A 21,658-nucleotide genomic window follows, 5' to 3' on the forward strand; every position below is an offset into this window, starting at 1 on the left:
TTTTTCATTGTACGAAGGGCCGACCCAATGGCTCGCGTTGGGGCGCAGCCAGTTGACCGCGGTCGGACCACAGCACCCGCACGTCCACACCATTGCGCTCGACCAAGCTGCGCTCCTCGAGCACGGTGGCACCCCAGCGCAAGCGCCCGCGCACCTCAAAGTAGCGGCTGTTCACGCTGTGCAGCGCCGGGTCGATGCCCGTGCGCGGGTTGTCCAGGCGCAGGCGGGCGTCCTCCAAGGTGCTGAAGTGGCGGCTTGCGCGTTGCTGCACCATTTTTTGCGCACCCGCCACGTCCACGCCGCTCAGGCTGGCCAGCAGCACCGCCTCGCTGGCGGTGTTGAGGTTGACACTGGTGCGCACTGGCAGCACGCACACATGCGGCGCCAAGGTCGCCAAGGTGCTGTTCGACAAACCCAACCAGGCCAGTTGTTCCACGCGCTGGGGCCGCAAGGGCCGGGCCGCCGTGTTGCCATGGGCCAGCACCAGTTGCTGGGCCAGGGTTTGCAGCTCAGTGGGGGGCAGGTCCAGGCGCTTGAACAAGCGCTCAAAAGCTGCCAAATTGAGCTTGGACAACTGGCCATCGGACTCGACCAGGTTGAGCACATTCAGCCGCCCTTGCAAGTCGCTGATCTGGCCCGACAAAAACACCTCTTCGGCCATGCGTTCGTCGTCGCGGCTCACACCTTCGGCGTTGGATGACACAAAGGTCGACAAGCGCGCCTCTTGCAAGGGCACGGCCCAAGGCTCGGCCAAATGGTCTTGGCCGTTGTCGCCGCCGGCCCGTGCGTCCTCGCGCAAGATGATGCGCGCCCAGTCCAGCGCGCCCAACAGCAACCAATGGGCTTGGGCGCGTTGTCGCTCGGCGGCCTCCACCTCGATGCTGCGCCATTGCAACCACACGCCAGCGGCGGCCAAGGTGGCGACCAAGGCCACGGTGAGCATGGCCATCAGCAGGGCCGCGCCTTGCTGGTTGACAAGTTGGTGCCTGACCAAGCCGGTGTGAGGGTGGCGCAAGCGGGTGCTGCAGCGGTGGTTCATCATGAGCGCCCCACGCTCCAGTTGGGTCGCACCCAGTCGATGGTGATGCTGCCGCGCCCGCTGTCGGGGGCGAGTTGAATGACCGCCCGCACGGCATCGGGCAAGCTGGCGCTGCCCGTGCTGGCGCTGGTGCTGGTGCCCGCGCTGGACAAGGCGTTGCCCCAGGCGTTGTCGCGGTAAAAGTAAATTTGCCAGCCTTGCAGGGGCAAGGCATCAGTCTGGCGCGCCGTGCCATCGGTGCTGCTGTTTTGGCCCCACACCGCGGCTTGCGTCCAGGCGGCTTGCAAGCTGGCGCTGTCGCGCAAGGCGGGCGATTGCCAGCGTTGCCACGGGCCGTGGGCCTGGCCAGCTTGGGCCGACCAACGCCACGCCACCACCCACATGCCGGTGTCGCTGCCGTCGGCGTTGACCTCGGTGCTGCGGCGGGTGATGCGCAGCACGCGCCCGTCCCAGTCGATGCCGCTGTCTTTGCCCATGCCAGGCAGGGTGATGGCGGCGTTCAGGTCGGCGCGCCATTGGGCCAACACCGTGCCGAGGACGGTGCTGCGCGCGTGCTCGGCTTGCACCGCGCTGCGGCTGCGCAACAAGCTGTCAATGCCTTGCCAACTGAGTGCCCCCATGACCGCCATCAGCGCCAGGGCGATCAACACCTCCACCAGGGTGAAGCCGCGGTCAGGGCCAATGGGTCTGGTCGCGTCGATCGTTGGCTGCGGGGTGATGCCTGCCAAGTGCAGGGGTGTGGGCGTTGGCATGTCAATAGCGCCCAATCACGGTTTGCACCCGTAAGAGTGGGGTTTGGGCCTCAAACACCTGGGCCTCAACGCGCCGAAATGAGGGGTTGGGCGTGGCGCGCACGGTCAGCACCACGCGCATCTCACGCTGGGCTTGGGTGCAGTCCACATTGCGCTCGCCCAGGCCCGGCAATTGGCTCGACAAGCGCAAGGCGATCAGCGCGTTGTCGGCACACACCTGGGCCAATTGGTATTGCCATTGGCGGTTGGCGTTGAGCACCCAAGCCCCGCCCACCTGGCTCGCGCTGATCAGCGACACCGCCACGATGGCCAGTGCCACCAACACCTCCACCAGTGTGAAGCCGGGTGGCTTTGGCCTGCGGGGGTGGGAAGGGCGGCGGGACTTCATGTGTGTCGCACCTTCAAGGGCTGGTGCCAAAGGCGCGTAAGCCGTCGCTGGCCACGCGCACGCTGCCACGGCTGCCGTCGCCTTGGGTCAGCACCAGGCTTTGCGGCGGCAAGATGGGCTCAGGCCCCAGCCACAGGGTGCTGACGCTGGGGCGGGTTTGGGGGTACAGCCAAGCATGGGCTTTGGGGGCGGCCAAGCCCGGGGGCAGGGTTTCGATGACAAAGCCGGTGTCGCTGCTGCGCCAGCGCAGGGCCACGCCGCTGGTGCGCGACTGCGCGCGGCCCGCTTCCAGCAAGGCGCTCAGGCGTTGCGCTTCCTCGTCCAACTGCTGGCTGGCGCTGTCGCGCAGGCTCCACACCAGCGCACCGGTGCCCAGGGCCACGATGGCCAGCACCACCAACAGCTCAATCAGGGTGAAGCCGCGTTGCCAGTTGGAAAGCCCGGGGTGGGGCCGTGGCCTGGGCTTCATGCGGGGCCCAGAGCGGCCCTCACTGCCAGCTGCCGATATCGGCATTGGCGCCCTCGCCACCGCTTTGGCCATCGGCCCCATAAGACAAGACATCGACCTCGCCTTTGATGCCGGGGCTGAGCAACTGGTAAGGGCGACCCCAGGGGTCGTTGGGCAGTTTGTCCAGGTAGGGCTTCCAGTTGAGGGGGGCCGGGCCCACGCTGGGCTTGACCACCAGGGCTTGCAAGCCCTGCTCGCTGGTGGGGTAGCGCAGGTTGTCCAGTTTGTACAGCTTGAGCGCTTGCATCAGGTTGTTGACATCGGTGCGCGCTGCGGTGACCCGCGCGTCATCGGCGCGATTGATCACATTGGGCACGATCAAGGCCGCCAGCACGCCGATGATGACCAGCACCACCATCAACTCGATCAGGGTGAAACCGCGCATGCGCCCCTGTCGCAACTGTGGGGGTGGAGAAGACAAGACCCCGTTGAGCAAAGGTTTGAGCGTGCCATGGGTGGTGTTGTCGATGGCGCGCATGGGGGGTGCGGGGTGAGGGGGGCAATGGTTCATGGCGTGTCCGTAGGGGGTGATGCCAGCGCTGCGATGCGGGGCGCCAGGGCTGTTGCTCAGGCCAAGCCAGGGCGAGGCCGGGTACCGTTGCATGATAATGGTTTCATGCGACACATCCTGCCTTGGTCAACGCGTTGGGCACCCGTGCAATGGGGAATGCCCGTGGTCACTTTGGGGGTCTGGTTGGTCTTGGGCTGGAGTGGTTCGGCCTGGGTGTTGCGGGCCTTGCAAGCACCCAGCGCTGCGCCTTCTTCGAATTCATCAATGGCCCCTTCGAGTGCCGGTGCTCCCACGGCTGCTGGGGCCGCTGTGGTGGGTCCCGAGGCGGCTCGCTTGTTGGGCGCACCCGCCTCCAGCGCTGCCGAGGTGGTGGCTTCGCCCAGCCTGGTCAGCCGCCTCAAGTTGGTGGGTGTGGCCAGCGCCGGTGCGCAACGCGGTGCGGCCTTGATTGGCATCGATGGCCAAACCCCCAAGCCCTACCGCATTGGCCAAGAGGTGGTGGATGGTTTGGTTTTGCTATCGGTCGATCGCTTGGCGGCGCGCCTGGGCGCCCAAGTCGGCGGGCCCAGCGCCTTGCAACTGGACATGCCCTTGCCGCGCCAACCCTGATGTGTTGACGCCCGTGTTTGTGCAGCCCATTCACTTCGGGCCTCAAAGCGATGCAAAGCGGGCCAGGTTGGGTGCAATGACCAACTCAGCGCCGGTGTCGCCAAGTCTTCAGCGGCGCAAAAACAAGCGGTAAGCAGGGTTGCGGGTTTCGTCCACGTGCGGGTAGCCCAACTCGGTCAAAAACTGGGTGAACGCGGCGCGGTCGCTGTGGGGCACTTGCAGGCCCATCAAGATGCGGCCGTAGTCGGCCCCTTGGTTGCGGTAATGGAACAAGCTGATGTTCCAGCCCTCGCGCATGGCCAGCAAAAACTTCATCAATGCGCCGGGCCGCTCGGGGAACTCAAAACGCAGCAAGCGTTCGTTGTGGGCCAAGCTGGAGTGGCCGCCGACCAAGTGGCGCAGGTGTTCTTTGGCCAGTTCGTCGTGGGTCAGGTCCAGCGTGGCAAAGCCGTGCTTGCTCAAAAACGCTGCGATCTTGGGGCTTTGGCCGGGGCTGGAGGTGCTCAGGCCTAAAAACACATGGGCCTGGGTGTCGTCGCTGATGCGGTAGTTGAACTCGGTCACGTTGCGCGGGGACTTGCCCCCGCCAAAGGCGGGCAGCGCGCCCAACAACTGGCAAAACGCGCGCAAACTGCCGTGCCGTTCGGGGATGGTCACCGCGAACAAGGCCTCGCGCTCTTCGCCCACCTCGGCGCGTTCGGCAACAAAGCGCAGGCGGTCAAAGTTCATGTTGGCGCCACACAAAATCGCGGCATAGGTTTCGCCGCGGGTTTTGTGCTGGGCCACGTATTGTTTGATGGCGGCCACGCCCAACGCCCCGGCGGGCTCGACGATGCTGCGGGTGTCGACAAACACGTCTTTGATGGCCGCGCACACCGCGTCGGTGTCCACGCTGATGAAGCCATCGACCGACTCTCGCACGATGCGAAAGGTCTCTTCGCCCACCAATTTGACCGCCGTGCCGTCTGAGAACAAGCCCACGTCTTGCAGCGTCACCCGCTCGCCCTTGGCCACCGATTGCGCCATGGCCCGCGAGTCGCTCATTTGCACGCCAATCACCTTCACCTCGGGGCGCACCGCTTTGATGTAGCTGGCCACACCGGCGATCAAGCCGCCGCCGCCAATCGCCACAAACACCGCGTGCAGCGGCCCGGGGTGCTGGCGCAGCAACTCCATGGCGATGGTGCCTTGGCCGGCGATCACATCGGGGTCGTCAAACGGGTGCACAAAGGTCATGCCGTGTTGTTGCTGCAAGGCCAAGGCGTGCAGGTGGGCATCGGAGTAGCTCTCGCCATGCAGCACCACCTCGCCACCCAAGGCTTTCACCGCCTCCACTTTGAGGGCAGGCGTGGTCACCGGCATCACCACCACCGCGCGCGCGCCCAGCTTGGCCGCGCCCAGCGCAACACCTTGCGCATGGTTGCCGGCTGAGGCGCAAATCACCCCACGCGCCAATTGTTCGCGGCTCAACTGGGCCATCTTGTTGTAGGCCCCGCGCAGCTTGAAGCTGAACACCGGCTGCTGGTCTTCGCGCTTGAGCAACACCTGGTTGTGCAGCCGCCGCCCCAATACCTTGGCCACGTCCAGCGCCGACTCGTGCGCCACCTCATACACCTTGGCGGTGAGGATTTTTTTCAGGTAATCGGTGCCGCTGCAAGGCTTACCGATGGTGGTTTTGCGCTGGGTTTGGCGCTTTGATGGTTGCGCATTTGAGGCTTGGCTGGGGCCACTTTTAAGCGCTGCTGTTTTGCGTTTGGCAGGGGCTTTTTCGGCGACAGAGGCTGGCCGCTTGACCGAGGCGAGGGGCCGATTTTTTATGGGAGCTGGCATGGTGTGGGGGATTGTAGGCAGGGGCTTACAGAACAAGTCCAGGCGGTTGCCATGTGTAAATATATTATTTACACTTCTTCCTATGATTGCGTCGTTCAAGCACAAAGGCCTGAAGGAACTTTATGAAAAGGGCGCCAGCCCGAAACTGCATAAAGCCCTGGTGGAACGTGCGCTTCGCCGACTCGATGCCATTGACATGGCCAAGACTCCGGGCGCTTTAAACGTTCCAGGTTTTGACTTTCACGGTTTGCGGGGCAAGCCCAAGCGTTACAGCGTGCATGTCAACGGCCCGTGGTGCATTACCTTTGAGTGGCAAGGGGAAAATGCCGTCAATGTGGATTTAGAAAATTACCATTAGGAGCAAGCCATGCGTCAACGTGCACCCACCCACCCAGGGGCCATTCTCAGGGAAGATGTTTTGCCCAGTTTGCCTGGCATGTCTGTGAGCGCCTTTGCGCGCAACTTGGGTGTTTCCCGCCAAACCCTGCACGCTGTGTTGGCAGAGCGAAGCGGCGTGTCTGCTGAGATGGCCCTGCGCTTGGGAACCTTGTTGGGCAATGGCGCACAACTGTGGCTGGACATGCAAACCCAATTCGACCTGTGGCACGCAGAAGTCAAATTGCACGACGAACTCGGTCAAATGAAACCGCTGGAACCGATGGTTTTGGCCTGAGCGACATAGGCGGCATCATCGGCACCTAACCCCGCGACAAGCCTGTTGCCGCCCGCCGCAAGCGCCCAGTTAAAGAATTGCAGATTGCCAATAAGCGTATGAAAGAGGTTTACCGTGACTAAAGCAACAGAAGATACCTTCAAACCCGTCCCCTTCAACCCCAAGGCAGCGGCTGCCAGGACCCGAGCCATCAGCCCCAAGTTCAAAAAGGCATATGACGCCTTGGATGATGAGTTCACGGCGTTGGCCGCCTTGTTGAAAGCCCGAAAAGATGCGGGTCTGACGCAAGCAGAAGTGGCATCCCGCATGGGCGTGAGCCAACCCGTGCTTGCGCGCATCGAGTCAAGCCTTGGCAACCGTGAGCATGCGCCATCTTTGAGCACGCTGCGCCGCTATGCCACAGCATGTGGCAAGCGCTTGGTCATCAGCATGGTCTGAAGTGCGATTGACTTCAGAACAAACCAAGAGGCCTCACCCACGCACGGTGTTTATGCCTAAAAAGTGACGGGACGAGTTGGCTGCATATCTCGCACCTTGTGGTGAACTCCCAGATGGTCACCATCGGCATAGGCGTCTGGGAGATGCGCATCAGTGATGAAGTTGGGCAATTTCGCATCATTTCATCTCAGACTCCCCGCAAGAGACAGCCAGCATGAAGGCTCGCTCTAATCTGATGGACATGGCCTCTACTGCGGGAATGTCGCCCGAAGTGCCTGTCACCCAACCCCGCGCCAACCCCGCGCCAAGCCTGTGGTTGCCCGCCGCAAGCGCCCCGTTTCAGCGGCATGGGTCGCTTAACAGCTTGCCTCACGACAACACCTCAAGCTCCCTCATCCATGAAAAAACCCCACCGCCCTTGTGAGGCGGTGGGGTTTAAGCGTTGCTAGACCTCAAGCTGGCCGATGGGCCAGCGTTGGATCAGAACGTGGTCAGCATGCCCACGCCGGTTTGGGTCATGTAGCCAGTCGCAGAGGTGCTGTTGGCATTGATGGCAGTTTGGTCCTTCACTTGACCAATCAAGCCATAAGCTGCTGTGCGCTTGCTGAGGTTATAGCGCAAGGTCAACTGGCTGGTGGACAGGTCTTTGGTGGCAGCACCAGCAACCGAGGTGGTTGCGGTGCCCATGCCACCCATCAACACCATGGCGCCCATGGGCATGCTGAAGCTGATGGCTTGTGACTTGATGTCCACGGTTGAGCCGGCAGCTGCCGTGTTGGCGTTACCTGAGGTGACGTTTTCAGTGATGTTCTGGCTGCCCATGTTGATGTTGGCACCAACGGTCAACATGCCAAAGTCATAGCTGCCAGCCAACTGGGTCAAGTTGGTGGTGTATGTGGCTTTGCCAGTTCTGACCAATGCCGTTTGGTTGACGCCAGTAAGAGCGCCAAATACGTTGAATGAAGCCACTGCATCATTGGTGGTATCACCATTCAAATCTGCATTCATTTGACCAGCGGAAGTGCTGGAGTTGAAGGTGGTGTACACCATGCCAGCTTTGGCTTTGCCAGCAGCCCAGTCCAACTTGACAGATGTACGGGTAGCTTGAGCTGACTGAACACCATTGGCTGTGTTGGCAGAACCAGTGCCGCCAAACTCGGTCAGCTCACGACCACCAGCAGAACCCATTTGCAGGCCAACGGTCAAATTGCCAAACTTGGGCAATTGGTACTCGATGGAGTTGCCGCGTGTGCCGCCAGCAGCGCCAAGGCCGAAGACGTGGGCCACTTGACCGCCCACAGCGCCTTCACCGGTGAAGGTGTGGCCGCTGAATGTGGCCAACTCATAGCCATGGGTGCGCATGTAACCGGCGCGCACACGGCCAAAGCCACCTTCCAGTTCCACAAAAGTCTGGCGGTTGGCGCCTTGTGTGTAACCGCCGCGTGTGCCGATATCGTACAGATCGGAAGAGTTGGCAGCATAGCCGTCCAACTGTGCGCCAGCGTTGCCGGTGCGCATGCCAAACATGCCAGAGGCGTTGGTGGGGCTCAGGCCAGTTTCAGCAACCATGCGGCCCTTCAAGCCGCCACCAATGTCTTCTCTGGATTCAAAGCCAATGGCGTTGGAAGTCGCCAAACCGTCCATCAAACCAGTTTGTTTCCAGTTGATGCCACCGTTGCCGAAGGAGGCTTGCTTGACGCCATAGGAAACGTCCATACGGCCATAGATGGTGGCTTGTGCCATTGCGGCGCCTGAAACTGCCAGCGCAGCCAGAGCAACTAGACAATAAACCGCACATTTCAAAAGGGCATGATGCGCAAAAGATTGATTCAAATCTAGAATTTATTCGCTGCCAATCTATATATATAAATTAGATTACCAAATTGGCGAATATTTCTAGACTGACTATTACAAAGGACTTGCCATCAAGGCCATGCCCAGCCCCTCGCCCGTGCCGGTGGTCGGTGAAGCGCGCGCAGTTTGCACCATCCCGCTGGATCGGCTGCAAAAGCTCGCGTCCAGCGTGTTGCCGTTGCTGAACAACGAACCTGTTGCGGTGCAAAAAGGGGGCGAGACCTGCTTTTACATGGTCAGCCCAGCCATGTTCAGTCAGTTGCAAATGCGCTTGCCCCTTCAAGAAGCCGAGCAACCCAGCCCCACGCGCTTTGTCACCGGTGCCGAGGTGAACGACTCCCCCACCGTGGCGGCGGTGGCCGAGCGGCTGTTGCTCGACGAGGGCTTGCGCGCCGAGCGCGGCGCCATGTCTGTGGCCTCGGTGGGCATTTTGCGCAACCGCTTGAAGCTGCACATCCTGCCCCTGATGGGCACCACGCCCATCCATTTGGTCGATACCGACGCCGTGCAGCTGCTGGTCAAACGCTTGAGCGACTTGGGCTCGTCGCCCACCACCTTGTCGCAATACCTGGTGATCGTGCGCAAGTTGCTCAAGCTGGCGTTTTCGCGCAAGTGGATTCGCGAGCTGCCCGAGTTGCCCAAAATCAACATCGACAGCCGGCCCCGGGCCGCCTTCACCCTGCCCCAGTACAAAGCCGTGCTGCGCAGCGCCAAGCGGCTTGCGCGCAGCGGGGCCGAGGCGCCCATGTTCAAAATGGGCACGGGCACGCGCAGCCGGTTTTGGATCACCCAGCGCTACCAAACCCTGCCCCCCGACCTGTATTGGGTGATGGTGTTCATGGTCAACAGCTTTGTGCGCCCCAGCGACATCAAAATTTTGCAACACCAACATGTGCAAGTGGTGCGCGGCCCGTACACCTATTTGCGCTTGAGCATGCCCGCCACCAAAAAGCATGACAAGCCGGTGGTCAGCCTGCCCAGCGCGGTGCGCATTTACGAAGCCATTCGCCGCGCCAACCCCAATGCCAGTGCCAGCGATTATTTGTTTTTGCCCGAAGAAAAAAACCGCGACCATGCGCTGGCGGTGCTTAACTTTTGGTTCAAGTGGGTGATGCGCGAAGCCGGCATTGCCCTCACCGACACCCACGGCCAGCCGCGCACCTTGTACTGCTTGCGCCACACCGGCATCACTTTTCGGCTGCTGTACGGCCAAGGCATCGACATGCTGACCTTGGCACGCAATGCGCGCACCTCGGTGGACATGATTGAAAACTTTTACGCCTCCACCCTGAGCGGTGAGATGAACGTGGGCATGCTGCAAAGCCGCCGCGACACCACCCAGAAAAAAACCCCGGGTGTTGCCACCCGGGGCTGAATCCACCTTTTCAGAGGGTGGAGGAGACAAATGTTGGGGTTTTGAAGCCCGATGTGTGCATTGTCACACAAAATTTGTTGCATTGCAGCACGAGCCTGTGTGTGGTGGAAAATCTGCGTATGGGGTTGCCTAACCGGGCTCCCAATGCCAACCCACCACAAGGATCAAACATGGAATGCACCGTCACCTGGACCGGCCACGCAGGGGGCCAATCGGCCATGGGCTTTATCGCTGAAACCGGCAGCGGCCACATGCTGACCATGGACGGCGCGCCCGACCCGGCCAAGCCCGAGCACAGCGGCCGCAACTTGGCGCCGCGCCCCATGGAGACGGTGCTTGCCGGCACCGGCGGCTGTACCGCCTATGACGTGGTGCTCATCCTCAAGCGCGGGCGCCACGCGGTGGAGGGTTGCAGCGTCAAACTCACCAGCGAGCGCGCTGGCACCGACCCCAAGGTGTTCACCCACATCCACATGCACTTCACCGTCAAAGGCCGTGGCCTGCCCGCTAGCGCCGTCGAGCGCGCCATCGCCATGAGCCACGACAAATACTGCTCGGCCAGCATCATGTTGGCCAAAACCGCGAGCATCACCACGAGTTTTGAGGTGATTGAAGTGGGAACGGAAGACAGCGCCTGAGAGCTGAATCCAACAGCCCAGCGGCGTGTCGTTTGCGCAGGCCGTTGTGGGGGTGAAAAGAACCAGGCGCATGGAGACATAAGCCATTTTAAAAATTGTTTAATGAAAAAATCATCCAGTCTCAGTCTGCTGCCCTTTGAGGCTGAGGACGTCTTGTCCAGCTTGGCCCAGCGTGTGACTTTGACGCGGCGCACCTTGGGTTTGACCCAGGCCGATTTGGCCGCCAAGGCGGGTGTGGGTTTGAGCACCATCGTGGCCATCGAAAAAGGCGCGCCCACAGTGCAGTTGGGCTTTTGGCTGAATGCGCTGTGGGCCTTGGATCTGTTGCAACCGTTCGCCAAATTGACGCAGTTGGGGCTGGGTGCACCAGGAATTGCGTTGCTCGAAGCGCAATTGCCCCAACGTGTGCGCAGTGGTCGCAAGCGGCAAACGCCATGAGCCAACTTTCAAAGCCCGTCTGTGGTTCCCATGCAGCGCGAGTTGTGGCGGCGCATGGTGTTCAACACCATTTGCGGCAATGGCGACGACCACCCGCGCAACCACGGATTTATCTATCAAGATGCCCGCTGGCAATTGGCCCCAGCTTTTGACATCGCACCCCACCCTGCCTATTCGGGGGTGCAAGCCATGGCGATCACGCACACGGGGTCGGCCATCGCCACGCAAGCCAATTTGCTTTTGGATGCCCATCGGTTTGGCTGGGACAGCCACGAGGCCATGGCATTCATCACGCAAGCCCGCGAGGCTTACATGGACGGGTGGCCGCAAATCGTCCAAGAGCAAGGCGTGTCAGCCAACGATTTACCCGCCCAGGACCCCATGCGCTGGTTGGTGCCAGGCTGACTTTTTGTCAAATCTGTTTCAAGGGCTTGCCTATGAGGCCCACAGCAGGCATCTGTGCTACCCAAAAGGCGCCGAAGCAACAGGCTGTTTAAACCCGATGCGCCACCGTGGTCATCACCCGCCCACTCAGTGCCATCAGGCGCTTGAGGGGTTCGGGCAATTCGGCGGCCCCTGCGCGCTGGGCTTCGCGGGCGTGTTGGGCTTCGTCGTGGGCCATGGCTTTCACTACGGCGATGGAGGCGGTGTCACCAGCTGGCAAGCGCGCCAGGTGGCTGTGCAAATGCGCCTCCACTTGGCGCTCGGTTTCCACCACAAACCCCAGGCTGATGCGTTCGCCACCTATCTTGGCGGTGGCATACGCCAAAGCAAACGCACCGGCATACCAAAGGGGGTTGAGCCAGCTTTTGCGCCCGCCCAAGGCTTGGATGCGCGCCTCGGTCCAGGCCAGGTGATCAGTTTCTTCGGCGGCGGCGGCTTGCAAATGCGCTTGCAAGCCCGTTTGGCGCGTGGCCAAGGTTTGCGCGCTGTACAAGGCTTGGGCGCAGACCTCGCCCACATGGTTCACCCGCATCAAAGCGGCGGCTTCGCGGCGCTGCGCATCGTCTAGCGAAACGGCTGCACTGTCGGGGCTGGGCATGGGGCGGCGCGCATGTGGCGTGGCCCACAAGGTGCGCAAGGCTTGATCGGCAGCGCCCAACAATGCATCAAAAGGGCCGGGTTTGAAAAACGAAGCGGGGTGTGTCATGCGGTGCATTGTCCAACACAGCACAAAGCCAAGAGAAAAATCAAAAACACCAAAAACGTTAACTTATGAAGTATTATTTTCATTCTCAGCGCGGCATGAAACCAAAGGGCCTCAAAACTTGTTGCAAGCCTGCAACGCATTGACCCCATAAAGCCAGAAAGCCTTTGCCAGCCGGTGCCCGCTCTGGTGCAATAGCGCCAACTTCTAGAAAAGAAGTTGGTTTCAGTTCGCTGAAGCCCCTTTGTTTAACCTTGGAGAATTTACTCATGAAAAAATCCCTAGTTGCTCTGGCTACACTGGCCGCCACTGGCGCTGTGATGGCACAAGCCACCATTTATGGTCGTATGGACGTTTCCTATGGCGTCAAGCAAGCCACGTTCGGTAACGGCGGTTTGAACTGGAAACAAACTGGTCTGATGGACGGCCTGGCCACTTCCAACGCCATTGGCTTTGAAGCCAAAGAGTCCATCGGCGGCGGCATGTCCGCACGCTTAGTGGCTGAAACTGGCCTGAGCCCCACCAACGGCTCTGGCATGTTCGGCATGCGCACCGGCACCGCTGGCGCTCAGCTGGACGGTTATGCTGCCAACTCTGCTGATGTGTTCGATATGGGCACACGTGGCGCTTACTCACAAGCTGCCAACCGCCAGACTTTTGTGGAACTGGAAGGTGGCTTTGGCCGCGTTCGCGCTGGTTTCATGCGCACCCATGGCTATGAGTTGGCCACATTCAGCGGCCACACCTTCACCGGTGAAGGCGCTGTGGGCGGTCAAGTGGCCCACGTCTTCGGCCTCGGCGCTGCTGGCGGCACACGCGGCAACGCCATCGAGTATCAATTGCCCAAGATCGGCAACTTGACCGTTGGTCTGCAAATGGGTTCTGGCGGTGGTCGTGAGCTGACCGAGTTCGGAGCTGGCACGCAAAACTTAGCCACTGGTATTGCTTCGACTCAAAACACACGCAACTCCCTCAAGCTTGACTGGGCTGCTGGCGCTGCCAAGGTTGGCATGGTGTACACCTCCTTCGTGTCAAGCACTTCCGGAGCTGTTCGACAATTTGATTTCGATGGCGACACAGCCACCTTTGAAAATATCGCAACTTACAACGTGTTTGGCGCGCTCACCGGCTTAAACACCGCTGCCAACAGAACTGGCAAGTCCACCTTCACCACCAACTTGACCCAGTTGGCTGGCAGCTATGACTTTGGCATGGTGAAAATTGGTGCCAACATCAACATGGGCAGCCAGAACAACTCTGAAGTTGCTACATCTGGGATACTGGGCACCACTACGACAGCAGCCTCCACCGTGGACATCAAGTCACAAGCCATCTCCTTCATGATGCCCATGGGCGCCATGGAATTGGCAGGCGGCATGGGCACTGCAAGCACCTCGGTTGCTGGCGTGGCCACCAAAGACCAGTCCACCAGCCAGTTGAGCTTGCGCTACAACTTCAGCAAGCGCACGGCCGTGTATGGTTTGATTGGTACTGCAAAAGACCAAACTCCCATCAATGCCACCAGCGGCTCTGCAGTTGGTTACATGACCCAAACCGGCTTGGGCATGCTGACCACGTTCTGATCCCCGGCTGGCCCATCGGCCAGCTTGAGGTCTAGCAACACCTAAACCCCACCGCCTCACAAGGGCGGTGGGGTTTTTTCATGGGCGTGCGGGTTTTGATACAGGCACAAAAAAACCCGCTGGTCAGGCGGGTTAGAGTTTGAAGTGTCGTGTTAAAGGACACTTGCAGGCTGGGTGATTTTTGATCGCCACACTTGTAGCGCCAACTGCACCACGGCGTCTGTGATTTGCCGTGCACTGCCGTTGCAAGGGGTGATCACTGCTGCCAGTTGCAAGTCTGTGACGCCCGTGACACCTGCGTGCGAAAGAATGCGCCGCGCCAAGCCAAACCAATGGGCTGCTGGCGCTGCATTGAATGGCATGCAATGGCAACGATCTTTGACACCTGCTTCAATGTCACCAAAGTGGTTGGTTGTGAGCACCCATACCGTGTGCGGATAGTTCATGACAGACTTGAGGATGGGCATGGCATCTTTGTTCAGTTGGTCTACCTCATCCAACACAAAGTAGTGATGCCGCGCGAACGGCATCAGCATGGCTTGGTTGGCAATGGCATGCATCATCTTGAGCCCATTGTTTCCAGGCTGCACACGTTCATAACGCTCGTATGCGTCCTCTCCTGCGCGTGCTCGTTCTATGGCGTTGGGCAGCAGCTTGGCCAATGCGCTTTTGCCAGTGCCAGGTATGCCGTAAAGCAAGATGCCGCACTTGCCTTCTGTCACGGGGAAAGGCCGTGCGCCAGTGACCAAGTCCTCAATCAACTCTCGTGCTGATTGAGCGGCAAACACGATATCGTCAATGGATTTGGGACCAAAGCGTTGTTCAAAGTCTTCAAACATCAAGTTCTCCTTTTTTGGGGTAAAAAAGGGGCAGCAAAAGCTGCTGCCCCGTCAGTTGAGTTAAGCCGTCACTGAAGCTGTGGCTACTGCTGTGTCAATGGCCGTTTGCTTTGCAGCGGCAACATCAACTTGCTTTTGCTCCTGTGCCTGCGCAATAGCCGCTTGCTTGATGGTGCTGTAGTGGCTGGCCAGTGCTGCTGTGAGCACAGCCTCGCTTTCCACCACAGCACGCACCAGTACGCTGCCATCTGACTGCCAGGTTCCAATCAACACCATATTGGTGCCAATCTTGCCTGCATCATTGAGCAGGCCGCTCAAGGCTGGGCTGCTGACAACACCAATGCTGTTGACCACCACCGTGGTGGTCGCCACGGCTGCCTTTTGCTTGGGCGTCATGGCATTGGGAGACTTGGCCAAGCGAATCTCCTCCACCCCACCCTCGCTGTGAATGAACTCAGCCACATCCATCAAGCCCACGCCGCGTGCCAGCGCAGAGCGCAGCACAATGCTGTAAGCATTCACGCGGCGACGGTCAGAGCCAAACACGCACTTCACAATCTTGGTCAAGGTGTGTGAGCCCTTGTTGAAGTGCGTGCTCAAGCCCTTTAAGTTGATGTAGTCCTTGAGCCCAGAGCGCAGAGCAGCTGCTTGAGCAGAGCCACCTTCCATGGCCTTGTACAGCCCATAGCAACGCTGCAGCAGCGCATACAACTGCTCGTTGCTGGTGCGAAACGCTGTCTGCTCCCAGACCTCACGCTCAGTCACCAGCTGCTCAAGGGCTGAGGCCGTTGCCTGGCTGCCCTGTACAGCTTGTGCCGCTGTTGGGGTGTCGTTTAACACGACACCTTGTGGTGGGGTCACGCTGACTTGCACTTGCGAGGTGGGCTGAGCCAAAGCGCCAGCAGAAGTGGTGGCGGGGGTGGCCATGTTGGCCTGGGGGGTCACGGTGTTTTGCATTTGGGTTCTCCTTAAATGCTGGTTGATAAAGACCGCACCGCTGCGGCCATCGCATCAACTTGGGTTTTGTTTGTTGCTGCGATGGATTGAAGTTTTCCACCAATAACATTTATTTCCGATAATCTTTATATGCTGTTATGCTATTAATCATGAATAACTCAAATAGACCCTTTTACAAGGGTGTTCAGGGCTTTACCAGGCAGTTTGAGAACGATTTGGTAGAGGCCGCAGAGGACAGCGTGTACTACTGGTGGTGGGCTTTCATGCGTTTGAGCCCTGTGTTTTGGTATGCAAGGCACGCAGGAGTGGCGCCCAAGAACGAAGCCATGGCCAGAGCTTGGGCCAACGCAGGGGACTTGAGCAGGGGGCTGTTCAAACCTTGGTGGAAGGCTACAGGTGCCCAGGTGTTTGCTGAGGCCAAGCGCCCTGCCAGTGTTCGCGCCATCAACATGGACCAGTTGGAAGAGCACAGGTTCTACCCACAAGGCAGCAGCCTGTTGCTGGAGGTGCCGCTGACCATTCGAAAAGAAACTATCTTGCAACAGGTCAAGCGCCTATTGGCCCTGGAGCATGAAGGCAGGGCACTGAACTTGGCCGCCACCAGCACAGCGCAATTTGCACTGCATACCAAGCGTTACAGGCTTCGCACACTGGAACTGGAGTACTGGGTGCTGCTGTACCGCATGCTGTACCCCAACATCTCTGTGCTGGGCATTGGAGACAGACTGCAGGTTTCACCCAGCCTGCGGGTGCGTGGAGTGGAGCGCAAGGTGTATTCCCCCCATGTCAGCAGCCCACATGACAAACTGCAAAGCATCACAGGGCGGTATTTGTACAAAGCCCAAAGCACCTTGGCCAATGTGGAGCGAGGTTCTTTTCCCAATGCCAGCAAACCTCAGGTGATTGAGCAGCCCTTTGGTGCCAAGCACCACGCAGATTTCCTGGCTGCTACTGGCAGGCGGTTGGATGTGGTGTCACCCCGGCATGCGTGGCTGCAGGATCAGTATCTGGATGTTTTACGCCATCACATCATCCGCAAGAACAATTTGGGCAAAGCTGTAATCGGCAATTCACGAATCAAAGCACAGATACCCAAATTCTTGGCTGGTGAAACAGACCTCACTGCTTAGGTGTCGTGTAACACGACACATCTACTTCCAATTTCTTCAAGCCAGCTCAACTGCGTTGCGCTTCATGTCATCGTTCACATCAATATATTTTTGGGTGACCGCAATTGACCTATGCCCAGCGAGGCTGGCCAGTACCCGAACGCTGATGCCCTTGCTGGCCAGGTTGGTGATGAATGTGCGCCGCCCTGAGTGGCTGCTGGCGCCAGATATGCCCGCTGCGCGGTACAGCCAGAACAGCTTTTGCGTCAAGACATTGGCTGTGAAAGCACGCCTGCCCGCTGTGACGAACAAGGGATGCGCAGGGTTCGTGGGCTGGCGCAGGTCAAGGTAAGTTTGCAGCTCAGTTTGCAGTCGTTGCGGCATGAACACTGTGCGCGGGTGTCGCCCCTTGGTCTGTTCAGCACTCAGGCGAACCTCGGTCTTGACTGTTTGATCCGCATTCATCACATCGCCAATGGTGAGACTTGATATTTCTCCCACACGCATGCCTGCGTGGAAACCAAATGACAGGATCAATCGATTGCGGGTGGCATAGCTGCGCCGCGACACGAATTCCAACAAAGCGTCAAGCTCTGCGGGGGATAGGGATTTTGCTTGTGCCATTTTTTGAATTGCTCCTGGTAGTTAATACATGCGCTGAATTAAGTATGTTTTCTTTTGGCGAAATGGGCGACCATGACCCGTCAAATTGGCGGGTGAATAAATCACCAATGAAATCAACGCGGTTAAGAAAACAGCACTTTTCTTTGGCTGGTTTATTTATGACGTAATTTCTATTGATGTGGGATCTTGACGACACGGGCGTGGCGGCGCAATTACGCAGCGCAGCAGCACAGATCCGCGTTTCAGCTGCCCAGGGTGCTGACAGGGACAAATTCACGCTTGTGCAGCTGATTTGAGGGCTTGCTGCAGCCCATTAAAAAAGCCCACGGTCCAGCAGCTGGACGGTGGGCTTGTGAGCACTGACCCATTGGGTCATGCGATCCAATTACCAACCATTCAAATCCGCATTGGTTGCCAGCAGCTGGGGGCTTCGCACGGTTTCGCGTGTGGCTTTTTTGCAGGGGTGAGCAGTCATATTCCACACGTCCTCCATGCCCCTTTGCTCATCCATGATGCCCACAGTGATGGCCATGGTGCTCATGTTCATGCGGCACATGCCTGTGACAGGCGTTTTGACACGGGTGTCGCTGTCATAGTGCTTGACCCAACTAAATAGCGAGTCAGTTTCAGGTGTGACATTTGCCAATATGGTCATTTGCTGATCGGTCTTGGCTTGATTTGCCCAGTCCTCGAAGCTATAAAAATCCACCAAGTATTTGGCGCTTGAATGTTTGGCGTCAATGGTGCCGTTGTAAATGGCCTTGCGATATAGGCCACGCCCATAGGTGCTGCCGTAGGTGTTGTTGTCATACAGGCGCACTGCGATTTCGATTTGATTGTTCAGCATGATTTCTCCTTTTGATGTTGCTGTTGGAGTTGCTGATGCGTTGCTGCTGTTGCGCTGGTTGCTTCCAGTCGCAGAGGCCAAAAGGCGTCACTTGCTGCTTGGTTGCTGGTCTCTTTGTCACGCATGTCAAAGCGTTTCTGGTGTCGCTTGTTGCCAGTCGCAGTTGCTCATTTGTCTCAAATGCCGCAACGAGTAACTTAGTGACTAGTAACAAGCGACGTTTTACTTCTCGAGACCCATTAGCAACTCATCGCAACTCGCAAATATTTATGCCTTGGCAAATAAATCTCGCAGAAAAACAACCTCAAATTTAGTGTTTTGGCAAAATTGACCAGGGCTAAATACGTGATGAACAAGTATTTCTGCACCATTAGAGTCAAGGGCCAGACTGTGCGAACCGTGGTGTTCGCGCAAAGCACCACACACGCACGACTGATGATTGAGTATGTGTTTGGCATGAACAGCGTGGTGGGCCACCCTGTGCTGGCTGAAACCACCTCACCCACAACACCAGAGCAACAAAGATTAGCCACACTAAGGACCACCAAAGAGCGTGCTGCTGTTGCCCTGGACGCAGAGCGCAAACGCCAGCAAGCTGCCAAGGCGCAAAAAGCCATGGCAGCAGCCAGCCAGCCCGCAAAGCCTGCTACCCCCAGCATGCAGTAACAGGGCAAGCAGTGGTGTTGAGCCCTTACTTCAGACCATGCTAATGACCAAGCGTTTGCCACATGCTGTGGCATAGCGCCGCAGCGTGCTCAAAGAGGGTGCATGCTCACGGTTGCCAAGGCTTGACTCGATTCGTGCAAGAACGGGTTGGCTAACGCCCATGCGGGATGCAACCTCTGCTTGGGTCAGGCCCGCATCTTTCCGCGCATTCAACAAGGCGGCCAACGCCGTGAACTCATCATCCAATGCGTCATAGGCCTTTTTGAACTTGGGGCTGATCGCGCGAGCCTTGGCGGCCGTGGCCTTGGGGTTGAAGGAGACGGGTTTGAAGGTATCTTCTGTTGCTTTAGTCACGGTAAACCTCTTTCATACGCTTGTTTGCAATCTGCAGTTCTTTTTGTGGAGTTGTCTGCGTCTTCTTGATGAAGGAGTGCAAAACGACAACCTTTCGATCCTTCATGCAGCAAAAAAATGCACGACCAATGCCTTCTGCGCCACGGGCCCTGATTTCAAATAAGCCTTGCCCCATGGCTTTGGTATAAGGCATTCCCAGATTAGGCCCAGACATCACAATTTGTTCAGTGATGCGCACAAAACTGGCGTAAATGCCTACAGGCCACGCTGATATGCGCTCTTGTACAGATGCATTGAAGAAAACGATGGCGTACTTCATTTATAGCGTGCATGCTATATAAATGATCGGGCCTTGTCAACCTATAGATAGCTGAAAACAATAGCCCGCCCTGCAACCACCAGCATGCAGTAACAACACGCTGGTGTGTCGTGTAACACGACACCTGCACCCAATGACCCGCCAATCTGAACGGACTCAGGTCGCCCAAACACCCAAGATGAAAACAAAATTGCTCATGCCCATTCCACACAAAGGATAAACATATGAGCACCAGCATCCTAAATACCCTCAAACTTACCGCAGCCCGCAAAAGCCGCGCACTGCCAGATGTGGTCAGGCGTCGCAATAAATTGCTGCTGAAACTGACAGAGCAACGGGAATTGGCTGCAGCACTGGAGCAAGGGCGGCACTACGCACCCAAACGCTTGAGAAGCGCAGTGGATACAGACACAGGCACCAGGGTAGTGAAAGAAGTGGCGGTTCGAATCAAACCTTGGTTTTGGACAGGTGAGAAGGGGGAGACGCTACTGGCCATCAACTACGGCAGCAAACAAATAGAACTGCAAAAGGGCAAGACCGCCATTGATGTGGGTGGCGCTGCAAACTTGGTGGTCACACTGGAGAGCGTTATTGCTGCTGTTAAAAATGGCGAGCTGGATGTTCAAATTGAAGCTGTGAGTGTGAAGCTGCGCGACGGGTTTAAGAAGTAGAGCGATATTTGCTGCGCCTGCTTTGTAGCAGCGCAATGTTTTGCTCACCCCGCACAGAGCTGGCGTAGTGGTTGTTGATGACCTCTACGCTGGTGCGTGCATTTCTGGCCAAGGTCAGCAGGTCAATACCCTGGCCGTAGAGCAAGCGGAACGTGATGGCTGAATGGCGCAGGCTGTACATGGAGCGCGGCTGGCCATGTGCATTATTTTTGGCGCCCGTTATGCCCAGTACCCAGTTCAGCATCAAGCTCAAAACATTTAACGCATAGTTCCTGTCACGCAGTTCAGGCAAGAACAAGTAGTCATCTGGACGGGCATGGCCTTTGGCTTGCTGATACTTGAGGATTTGCCTATAAATTCGCACCGCTGGATACAGCGTCACTATTGGCGCACCGTGGCTTTTGGTAACGGGTAGTGTGAGACGCAAATAGGTGTTGTGCCCTGTGACCACTTCTACATGCTGGTGTTTAAGGGTTTTAAGGTCACTGGGCCTGATGAATGCATTGACCATGAACCCAATGGCCCAGGCCAAATCTGGTGGCATTTGATAGTTGCCGTATACCAATTTGTAGCTTTTTCTCAAGGACTTTTTGCTTTCTGGATGGGGTTGGCCAATCAACCCACGGGCGGTTCGCAATATGCGCCAATACTCTGTGGGGGTAAAAGCGCCACGAGAGGTTGTCTTGACGTTGAGTTTGGGAAACTCTGGCATCGCAGTAATAGCGCCCACACGCAAGGCGTGATAAAACACTTTGCGAATGGCCACAAGGTATTGACTGATGGTGGTGCTACTGGAGTCGCTGCTCATGAAGTCCACGAAGGTCATCAGTTCTGCGTAACCAATCTGTTCAATGCGTTGTTGGCCCCAGCGCGGAAGGATGTGTGAGTCCAGCCTATTGCGAAGTATGCGCAGGCTGCCTTTGGTGAAATCTCCACGCTCAACCCGCGCCTGTTCAGCGGCAAACATCTGGGCTGCCAGCATGGCAAAAGTGTTTTGAGCTTTGGTTGACGTGCTTGAAGTGTCGTGTAACACGACACCTTGCGATGTGTTTGCCAACGCCTGGCCATGCGTGGCGGCTAGCAGCAATTCGTAGTACCTGCGGGCAAACGACTGGGCCACCCGCAGAGACTGGGTTTGACAGCTGCGCTTGTGGGTTTTCCCATCAATCCAGCAACGCACTTGCCAATACCTGCTGGCCTTCATCTTGAACACCACCAGTTTCTTGGGGTAGCCTGGCACTGGTGTGATGGTTTCAGGTATCGGCACTGTTCGCTCGCGAGGTTGCCGTGCAAAGTTTGATTCATTGGCAGCAACCACTACAAAACGGTCCAACATCACTCAAGCATAGTGTTGTACACCTGCAAATGCGACCTCGCGCGGGCAAGCAGCCGTGGATTGGTGGCACGTGAAATCCGCGCTAAACCCACAAGCCCCCGCAACAAGCCATTGCTAAAAATTGAGTGAAAAGAGTTGAGCCAGTAGCTGACC

At 58.0% G+C, this 21,658-nt stretch carries 28 protein-coding genes and 1 pseudogene; 13 read left to right on the plus strand and 16 right to left on the minus strand.

What is annotated here, in order from left to right:
* Positions 1-4: 4 nt before the first annotated feature.
* From gspK to gspG, 5 genes are read right to left on the minus strand one after another with little or no spacing between them, the layout of a single operon-like run.
* A complete protein-coding gene (gspK, locus tag AC8GFZ_RS00190) occupies positions 5-1,042 on the minus strand; it encodes a type II secretion system minor pseudopilin GspK (protein WP_506641148.1) in 1,038 nt (345 codons plus the stop codon).
* Positions 1,039-1,791, minus strand: coding sequence for a PulJ/GspJ family protein (locus AC8GFZ_RS00195; protein WP_506641150.1), 753 nt, complete (start codon positions 1,789-1,791; stop codon positions 1,039-1,041). The genes gspK and AC8GFZ_RS00195 overlap by 4 nt, the downstream gene beginning before the upstream one ends.
* A 1-nt stretch (position 1,792) precedes the next feature.
* Entirely contained in the window at positions 1,793-2,179 is a 387-nt protein-coding gene (gene gspI, locus AC8GFZ_RS00200; protein ID WP_506641152.1) for a type II secretion system minor pseudopilin GspI, read from the minus strand.
* A 13-nt stretch (positions 2,180-2,192) separates the two neighbouring features.
* On the minus strand, positions 2,193-2,648 hold the full coding sequence (locus AC8GFZ_RS00205; protein ID WP_506641154.1) for a pilus assembly FimT family protein: 456 nt from the start codon (positions 2,646-2,648) through the stop codon (positions 2,193-2,195).
* A gap of 19 nt (positions 2,649-2,667) precedes the next feature.
* A complete protein-coding gene (gspG, locus tag AC8GFZ_RS00210; protein WP_506644181.1) occupies positions 2,668-3,072 on the minus strand; it encodes a type II secretion system major pseudopilin GspG in 405 nt (134 codons plus the stop codon).
* A 231-nt stretch (positions 3,073-3,303) separates the two neighbouring features.
* Here gspG and AC8GFZ_RS00215 point away from each other — a divergent pair, with 231 nt between their 5' ends.
* Positions 3,304-3,807, plus strand: coding sequence for a type II secretion system protein N (locus AC8GFZ_RS00215; RefSeq protein WP_506641156.1), 504 nt, complete (start codon positions 3,304-3,306; stop codon positions 3,805-3,807).
* Between the two features lie 108 nt (positions 3,808-3,915).
* Here the strand turns inward: AC8GFZ_RS00215 and ilvA are convergent, their stop codons facing one another.
* The gene (gene ilvA / locus AC8GFZ_RS00220; protein WP_506641158.1) at positions 3,916-5,637 is read right to left on the minus strand and encodes a threonine ammonia-lyase, biosynthetic; all 1,722 of its coding nucleotides are present in this window, start codon (positions 5,635-5,637) and stop codon (positions 3,916-3,918) included.
* Between the two features lie 82 nt (positions 5,638-5,719).
* Between ilvA and AC8GFZ_RS00225 the strand changes: the two genes are divergently transcribed.
* From AC8GFZ_RS00225 to AC8GFZ_RS00240, 4 genes are all read left to right on the plus strand, one after another.
* Entirely contained in the window at positions 5,720-5,995 is a 276-nt protein-coding gene (locus AC8GFZ_RS00225; protein WP_506641159.1) for a type II toxin-antitoxin system RelE/ParE family toxin, read from the plus strand.
* 9 nt (positions 5,996-6,004) lie between these two features.
* Positions 6,005-6,310 carry a HigA family addiction module antitoxin gene (locus AC8GFZ_RS00230; RefSeq protein ID WP_506641160.1) on the plus strand — a complete coding sequence of 102 codons (306 nt, stop codon included), beginning with the start codon at positions 6,005-6,007 and terminating at the stop codon, positions 6,308-6,310.
* A gap of 114 nt (positions 6,311-6,424) precedes the next feature.
* Positions 6,425-6,748: a helix-turn-helix domain-containing protein gene (locus AC8GFZ_RS00235; RefSeq protein ID WP_506641162.1), complete on the plus strand. Its 324-nt coding sequence runs from the start codon at positions 6,425-6,427 to the stop codon at positions 6,746-6,748.
* A 214-nt stretch (positions 6,749-6,962) separates the two neighbouring features.
* Positions 6,963-7,172 (plus strand): hypothetical protein, encoded by a 210-nt coding sequence (locus tag AC8GFZ_RS00240; RefSeq protein WP_506641164.1) that lies wholly within the window; start codon positions 6,963-6,965, stop codon positions 7,170-7,172.
* Positions 7,173-7,228: 56 nt separating this feature from the next.
* On the opposite strand, the gene AC8GFZ_RS00245 is transcribed toward AC8GFZ_RS00240, so the two are convergent.
* The gene (locus AC8GFZ_RS00245; RefSeq protein ID WP_506641166.1) at positions 7,229-8,581 is read right to left on the minus strand and encodes a porin; all 1,353 of its coding nucleotides are present in this window, start codon (positions 8,579-8,581) and stop codon (positions 7,229-7,231) included.
* 100 nt (positions 8,582-8,681) lie between these two features.
* Here AC8GFZ_RS00245 and AC8GFZ_RS00250 point away from each other — a divergent pair, with 100 nt between their 5' ends.
* The 4 genes from AC8GFZ_RS00250 to AC8GFZ_RS00265 all read left to right on the plus strand — a co-directional run bounded on the left by AC8GFZ_RS00250 (position 8,682) and on the right by AC8GFZ_RS00265 (position 11,458).
* Positions 8,682-9,977, plus strand: a complete 1,296-nt coding sequence (locus AC8GFZ_RS00250) for a hypothetical protein (protein WP_506641168.1) — start codon at positions 8,682-8,684, stop codon at positions 9,975-9,977.
* Positions 9,978-10,147: 170 nt separating this feature from the next.
* Positions 10,148-10,615, plus strand: coding sequence for an OsmC family protein (locus AC8GFZ_RS00255; RefSeq protein ID WP_506641170.1), 468 nt, complete (start codon positions 10,148-10,150; stop codon positions 10,613-10,615).
* Between the two features lie 102 nt (positions 10,616-10,717).
* Complete coding sequence (locus AC8GFZ_RS00260; RefSeq protein ID WP_506641172.1) at positions 10,718-11,053, plus strand: helix-turn-helix domain-containing protein; 336 nt, start codon at positions 10,718-10,720, stop codon at positions 11,051-11,053.
* A gap of 30 nt (positions 11,054-11,083) precedes the next feature.
* Positions 11,084-11,458 carry a HipA domain-containing protein gene (locus AC8GFZ_RS00265; RefSeq protein ID WP_506641174.1) on the plus strand — a complete coding sequence of 125 codons (375 nt, stop codon included), beginning with the start codon at positions 11,084-11,086 and terminating at the stop codon, positions 11,456-11,458.
* Positions 11,459-11,546: 88 nt separating this feature from the next.
* Here AC8GFZ_RS00265 and coq7 read toward each other — a convergent pair whose 3' ends face one another.
* Both coq7 and AC8GFZ_RS00275 read right to left on the minus strand, forming a co-directional pair.
* Complete coding sequence (coq7, locus tag AC8GFZ_RS00270) at positions 11,547-12,203, minus strand: 2-polyprenyl-3-methyl-6-methoxy-1,4-benzoquinone monooxygenase (RefSeq protein WP_506641176.1); 657 nt, start codon at positions 12,201-12,203, stop codon at positions 11,547-11,549.
* Positions 12,204-12,288: 85 nt separating this feature from the next.
* A complete protein-coding gene (locus AC8GFZ_RS00275; RefSeq protein ID WP_506641177.1) occupies positions 12,289-12,471 on the minus strand; it encodes a hypothetical protein in 183 nt (60 codons plus the stop codon).
* Between AC8GFZ_RS00275 and AC8GFZ_RS00280 the strand changes: the two genes are divergently transcribed.
* A complete protein-coding gene (locus tag AC8GFZ_RS00280) occupies positions 12,470-13,783 on the plus strand; it encodes a porin (RefSeq protein ID WP_506641179.1) in 1,314 nt (437 codons plus the stop codon). The genes AC8GFZ_RS00275 and AC8GFZ_RS00280 overlap by 2 nt on opposite strands.
* 152 nt (positions 13,784-13,935) lie before the next feature.
* Here the strand turns inward: AC8GFZ_RS00280 and AC8GFZ_RS00285 are convergent, their stop codons facing one another.
* Together AC8GFZ_RS00285 and AC8GFZ_RS00290 are read right to left on the minus strand one after the other, a co-directional pair.
* Positions 13,936-14,622, minus strand: coding sequence for an AAA family ATPase (locus AC8GFZ_RS00285; RefSeq protein ID WP_506641181.1), 687 nt, complete (start codon positions 14,620-14,622; stop codon positions 13,936-13,938).
* Between the two features lie 60 nt (positions 14,623-14,682).
* A complete protein-coding gene (locus AC8GFZ_RS00290; RefSeq protein WP_506641183.1) occupies positions 14,683-15,579 on the minus strand; it encodes a hypothetical protein in 897 nt (298 codons plus the stop codon).
* 149 nt (positions 15,580-15,728) lie between these two features.
* Between AC8GFZ_RS00290 and AC8GFZ_RS00295 the strand changes: the two genes are divergently transcribed.
* Positions 15,729-16,709 carry a hypothetical protein gene (locus AC8GFZ_RS00295; protein ID WP_506641185.1) on the plus strand — a complete coding sequence of 327 codons (981 nt, stop codon included), beginning with the start codon at positions 15,729-15,731 and terminating at the stop codon, positions 16,707-16,709.
* A 36-nt stretch (positions 16,710-16,745) separates the two neighbouring features.
* Here the strand turns inward: AC8GFZ_RS00295 and AC8GFZ_RS00300 are convergent, their stop codons facing one another.
* Together AC8GFZ_RS00300 and AC8GFZ_RS00305 are read right to left on the minus strand one after the other, a co-directional pair.
* Entirely contained in the window at positions 16,746-17,312 is a 567-nt protein-coding gene (locus AC8GFZ_RS00300; RefSeq protein ID WP_506641187.1) for a tyrosine-type recombinase/integrase, read from the minus strand.
* A gap of 385 nt (positions 17,313-17,697) precedes the next feature.
* Entirely contained in the window at positions 17,698-18,159 is a 462-nt protein-coding gene (locus AC8GFZ_RS00305; protein ID WP_506641189.1) for a hypothetical protein, read from the minus strand.
* Positions 18,160-18,507: 348 nt separating this feature from the next.
* On the opposite strand from AC8GFZ_RS00305, the gene AC8GFZ_RS00310 reads away from it, so the two are divergent.
* On the plus strand, positions 18,508-18,825 hold the full coding sequence (locus tag AC8GFZ_RS00310) for a hypothetical protein (RefSeq protein WP_506641191.1): 318 nt from the start codon (positions 18,508-18,510) through the stop codon (positions 18,823-18,825).
* A 30-nt stretch (positions 18,826-18,855) separates the two neighbouring features.
* Here the strand turns inward: AC8GFZ_RS00310 and AC8GFZ_RS00315 are convergent, their stop codons facing one another.
* On the minus strand, positions 18,856-19,179 hold the full coding sequence (locus AC8GFZ_RS00315; protein ID WP_506641193.1) for a helix-turn-helix domain-containing protein: 324 nt from the start codon (positions 19,177-19,179) through the stop codon (positions 18,856-18,858).
* Complete coding sequence (locus tag AC8GFZ_RS00320; protein ID WP_506641195.1) at positions 19,172-19,498, minus strand: type II toxin-antitoxin system RelE/ParE family toxin; 327 nt, start codon at positions 19,496-19,498, stop codon at positions 19,172-19,174. Before AC8GFZ_RS00320 ends, AC8GFZ_RS00315 begins: the two co-directional genes overlap by 8 nt.
* A gap of 221 nt (positions 19,499-19,719) precedes the next feature.
* Between AC8GFZ_RS00320 and AC8GFZ_RS00325 the strand changes: the two are divergent.
* Positions 19,720-20,169 (plus strand): annotated as a pseudogene (locus AC8GFZ_RS00325) (DUF6641 family protein); the annotation flags it as partial.
* Here AC8GFZ_RS00325 and AC8GFZ_RS00330 read toward each other — a convergent pair.
* On the minus strand, positions 20,159-21,505 hold the full coding sequence (locus tag AC8GFZ_RS00330) for a site-specific integrase (RefSeq protein WP_506641197.1): 1,347 nt from the start codon (positions 21,503-21,505) through the stop codon (positions 20,159-20,161). The pseudogene AC8GFZ_RS00325 and the gene AC8GFZ_RS00330 overlap by 11 nt on opposite strands.
* Between the last annotated feature and the right edge of the window lie 153 nt (positions 21,506-21,658).

The organism is Limnohabitans rimovensis (SeqCode) (genome assembly GCF_965234775.1).
Classification (GTDB): domain Bacteria; phylum Pseudomonadota; class Gammaproteobacteria; order Burkholderiales; family Burkholderiaceae_C; genus Limnohabitans; species Limnohabitans rimovensis.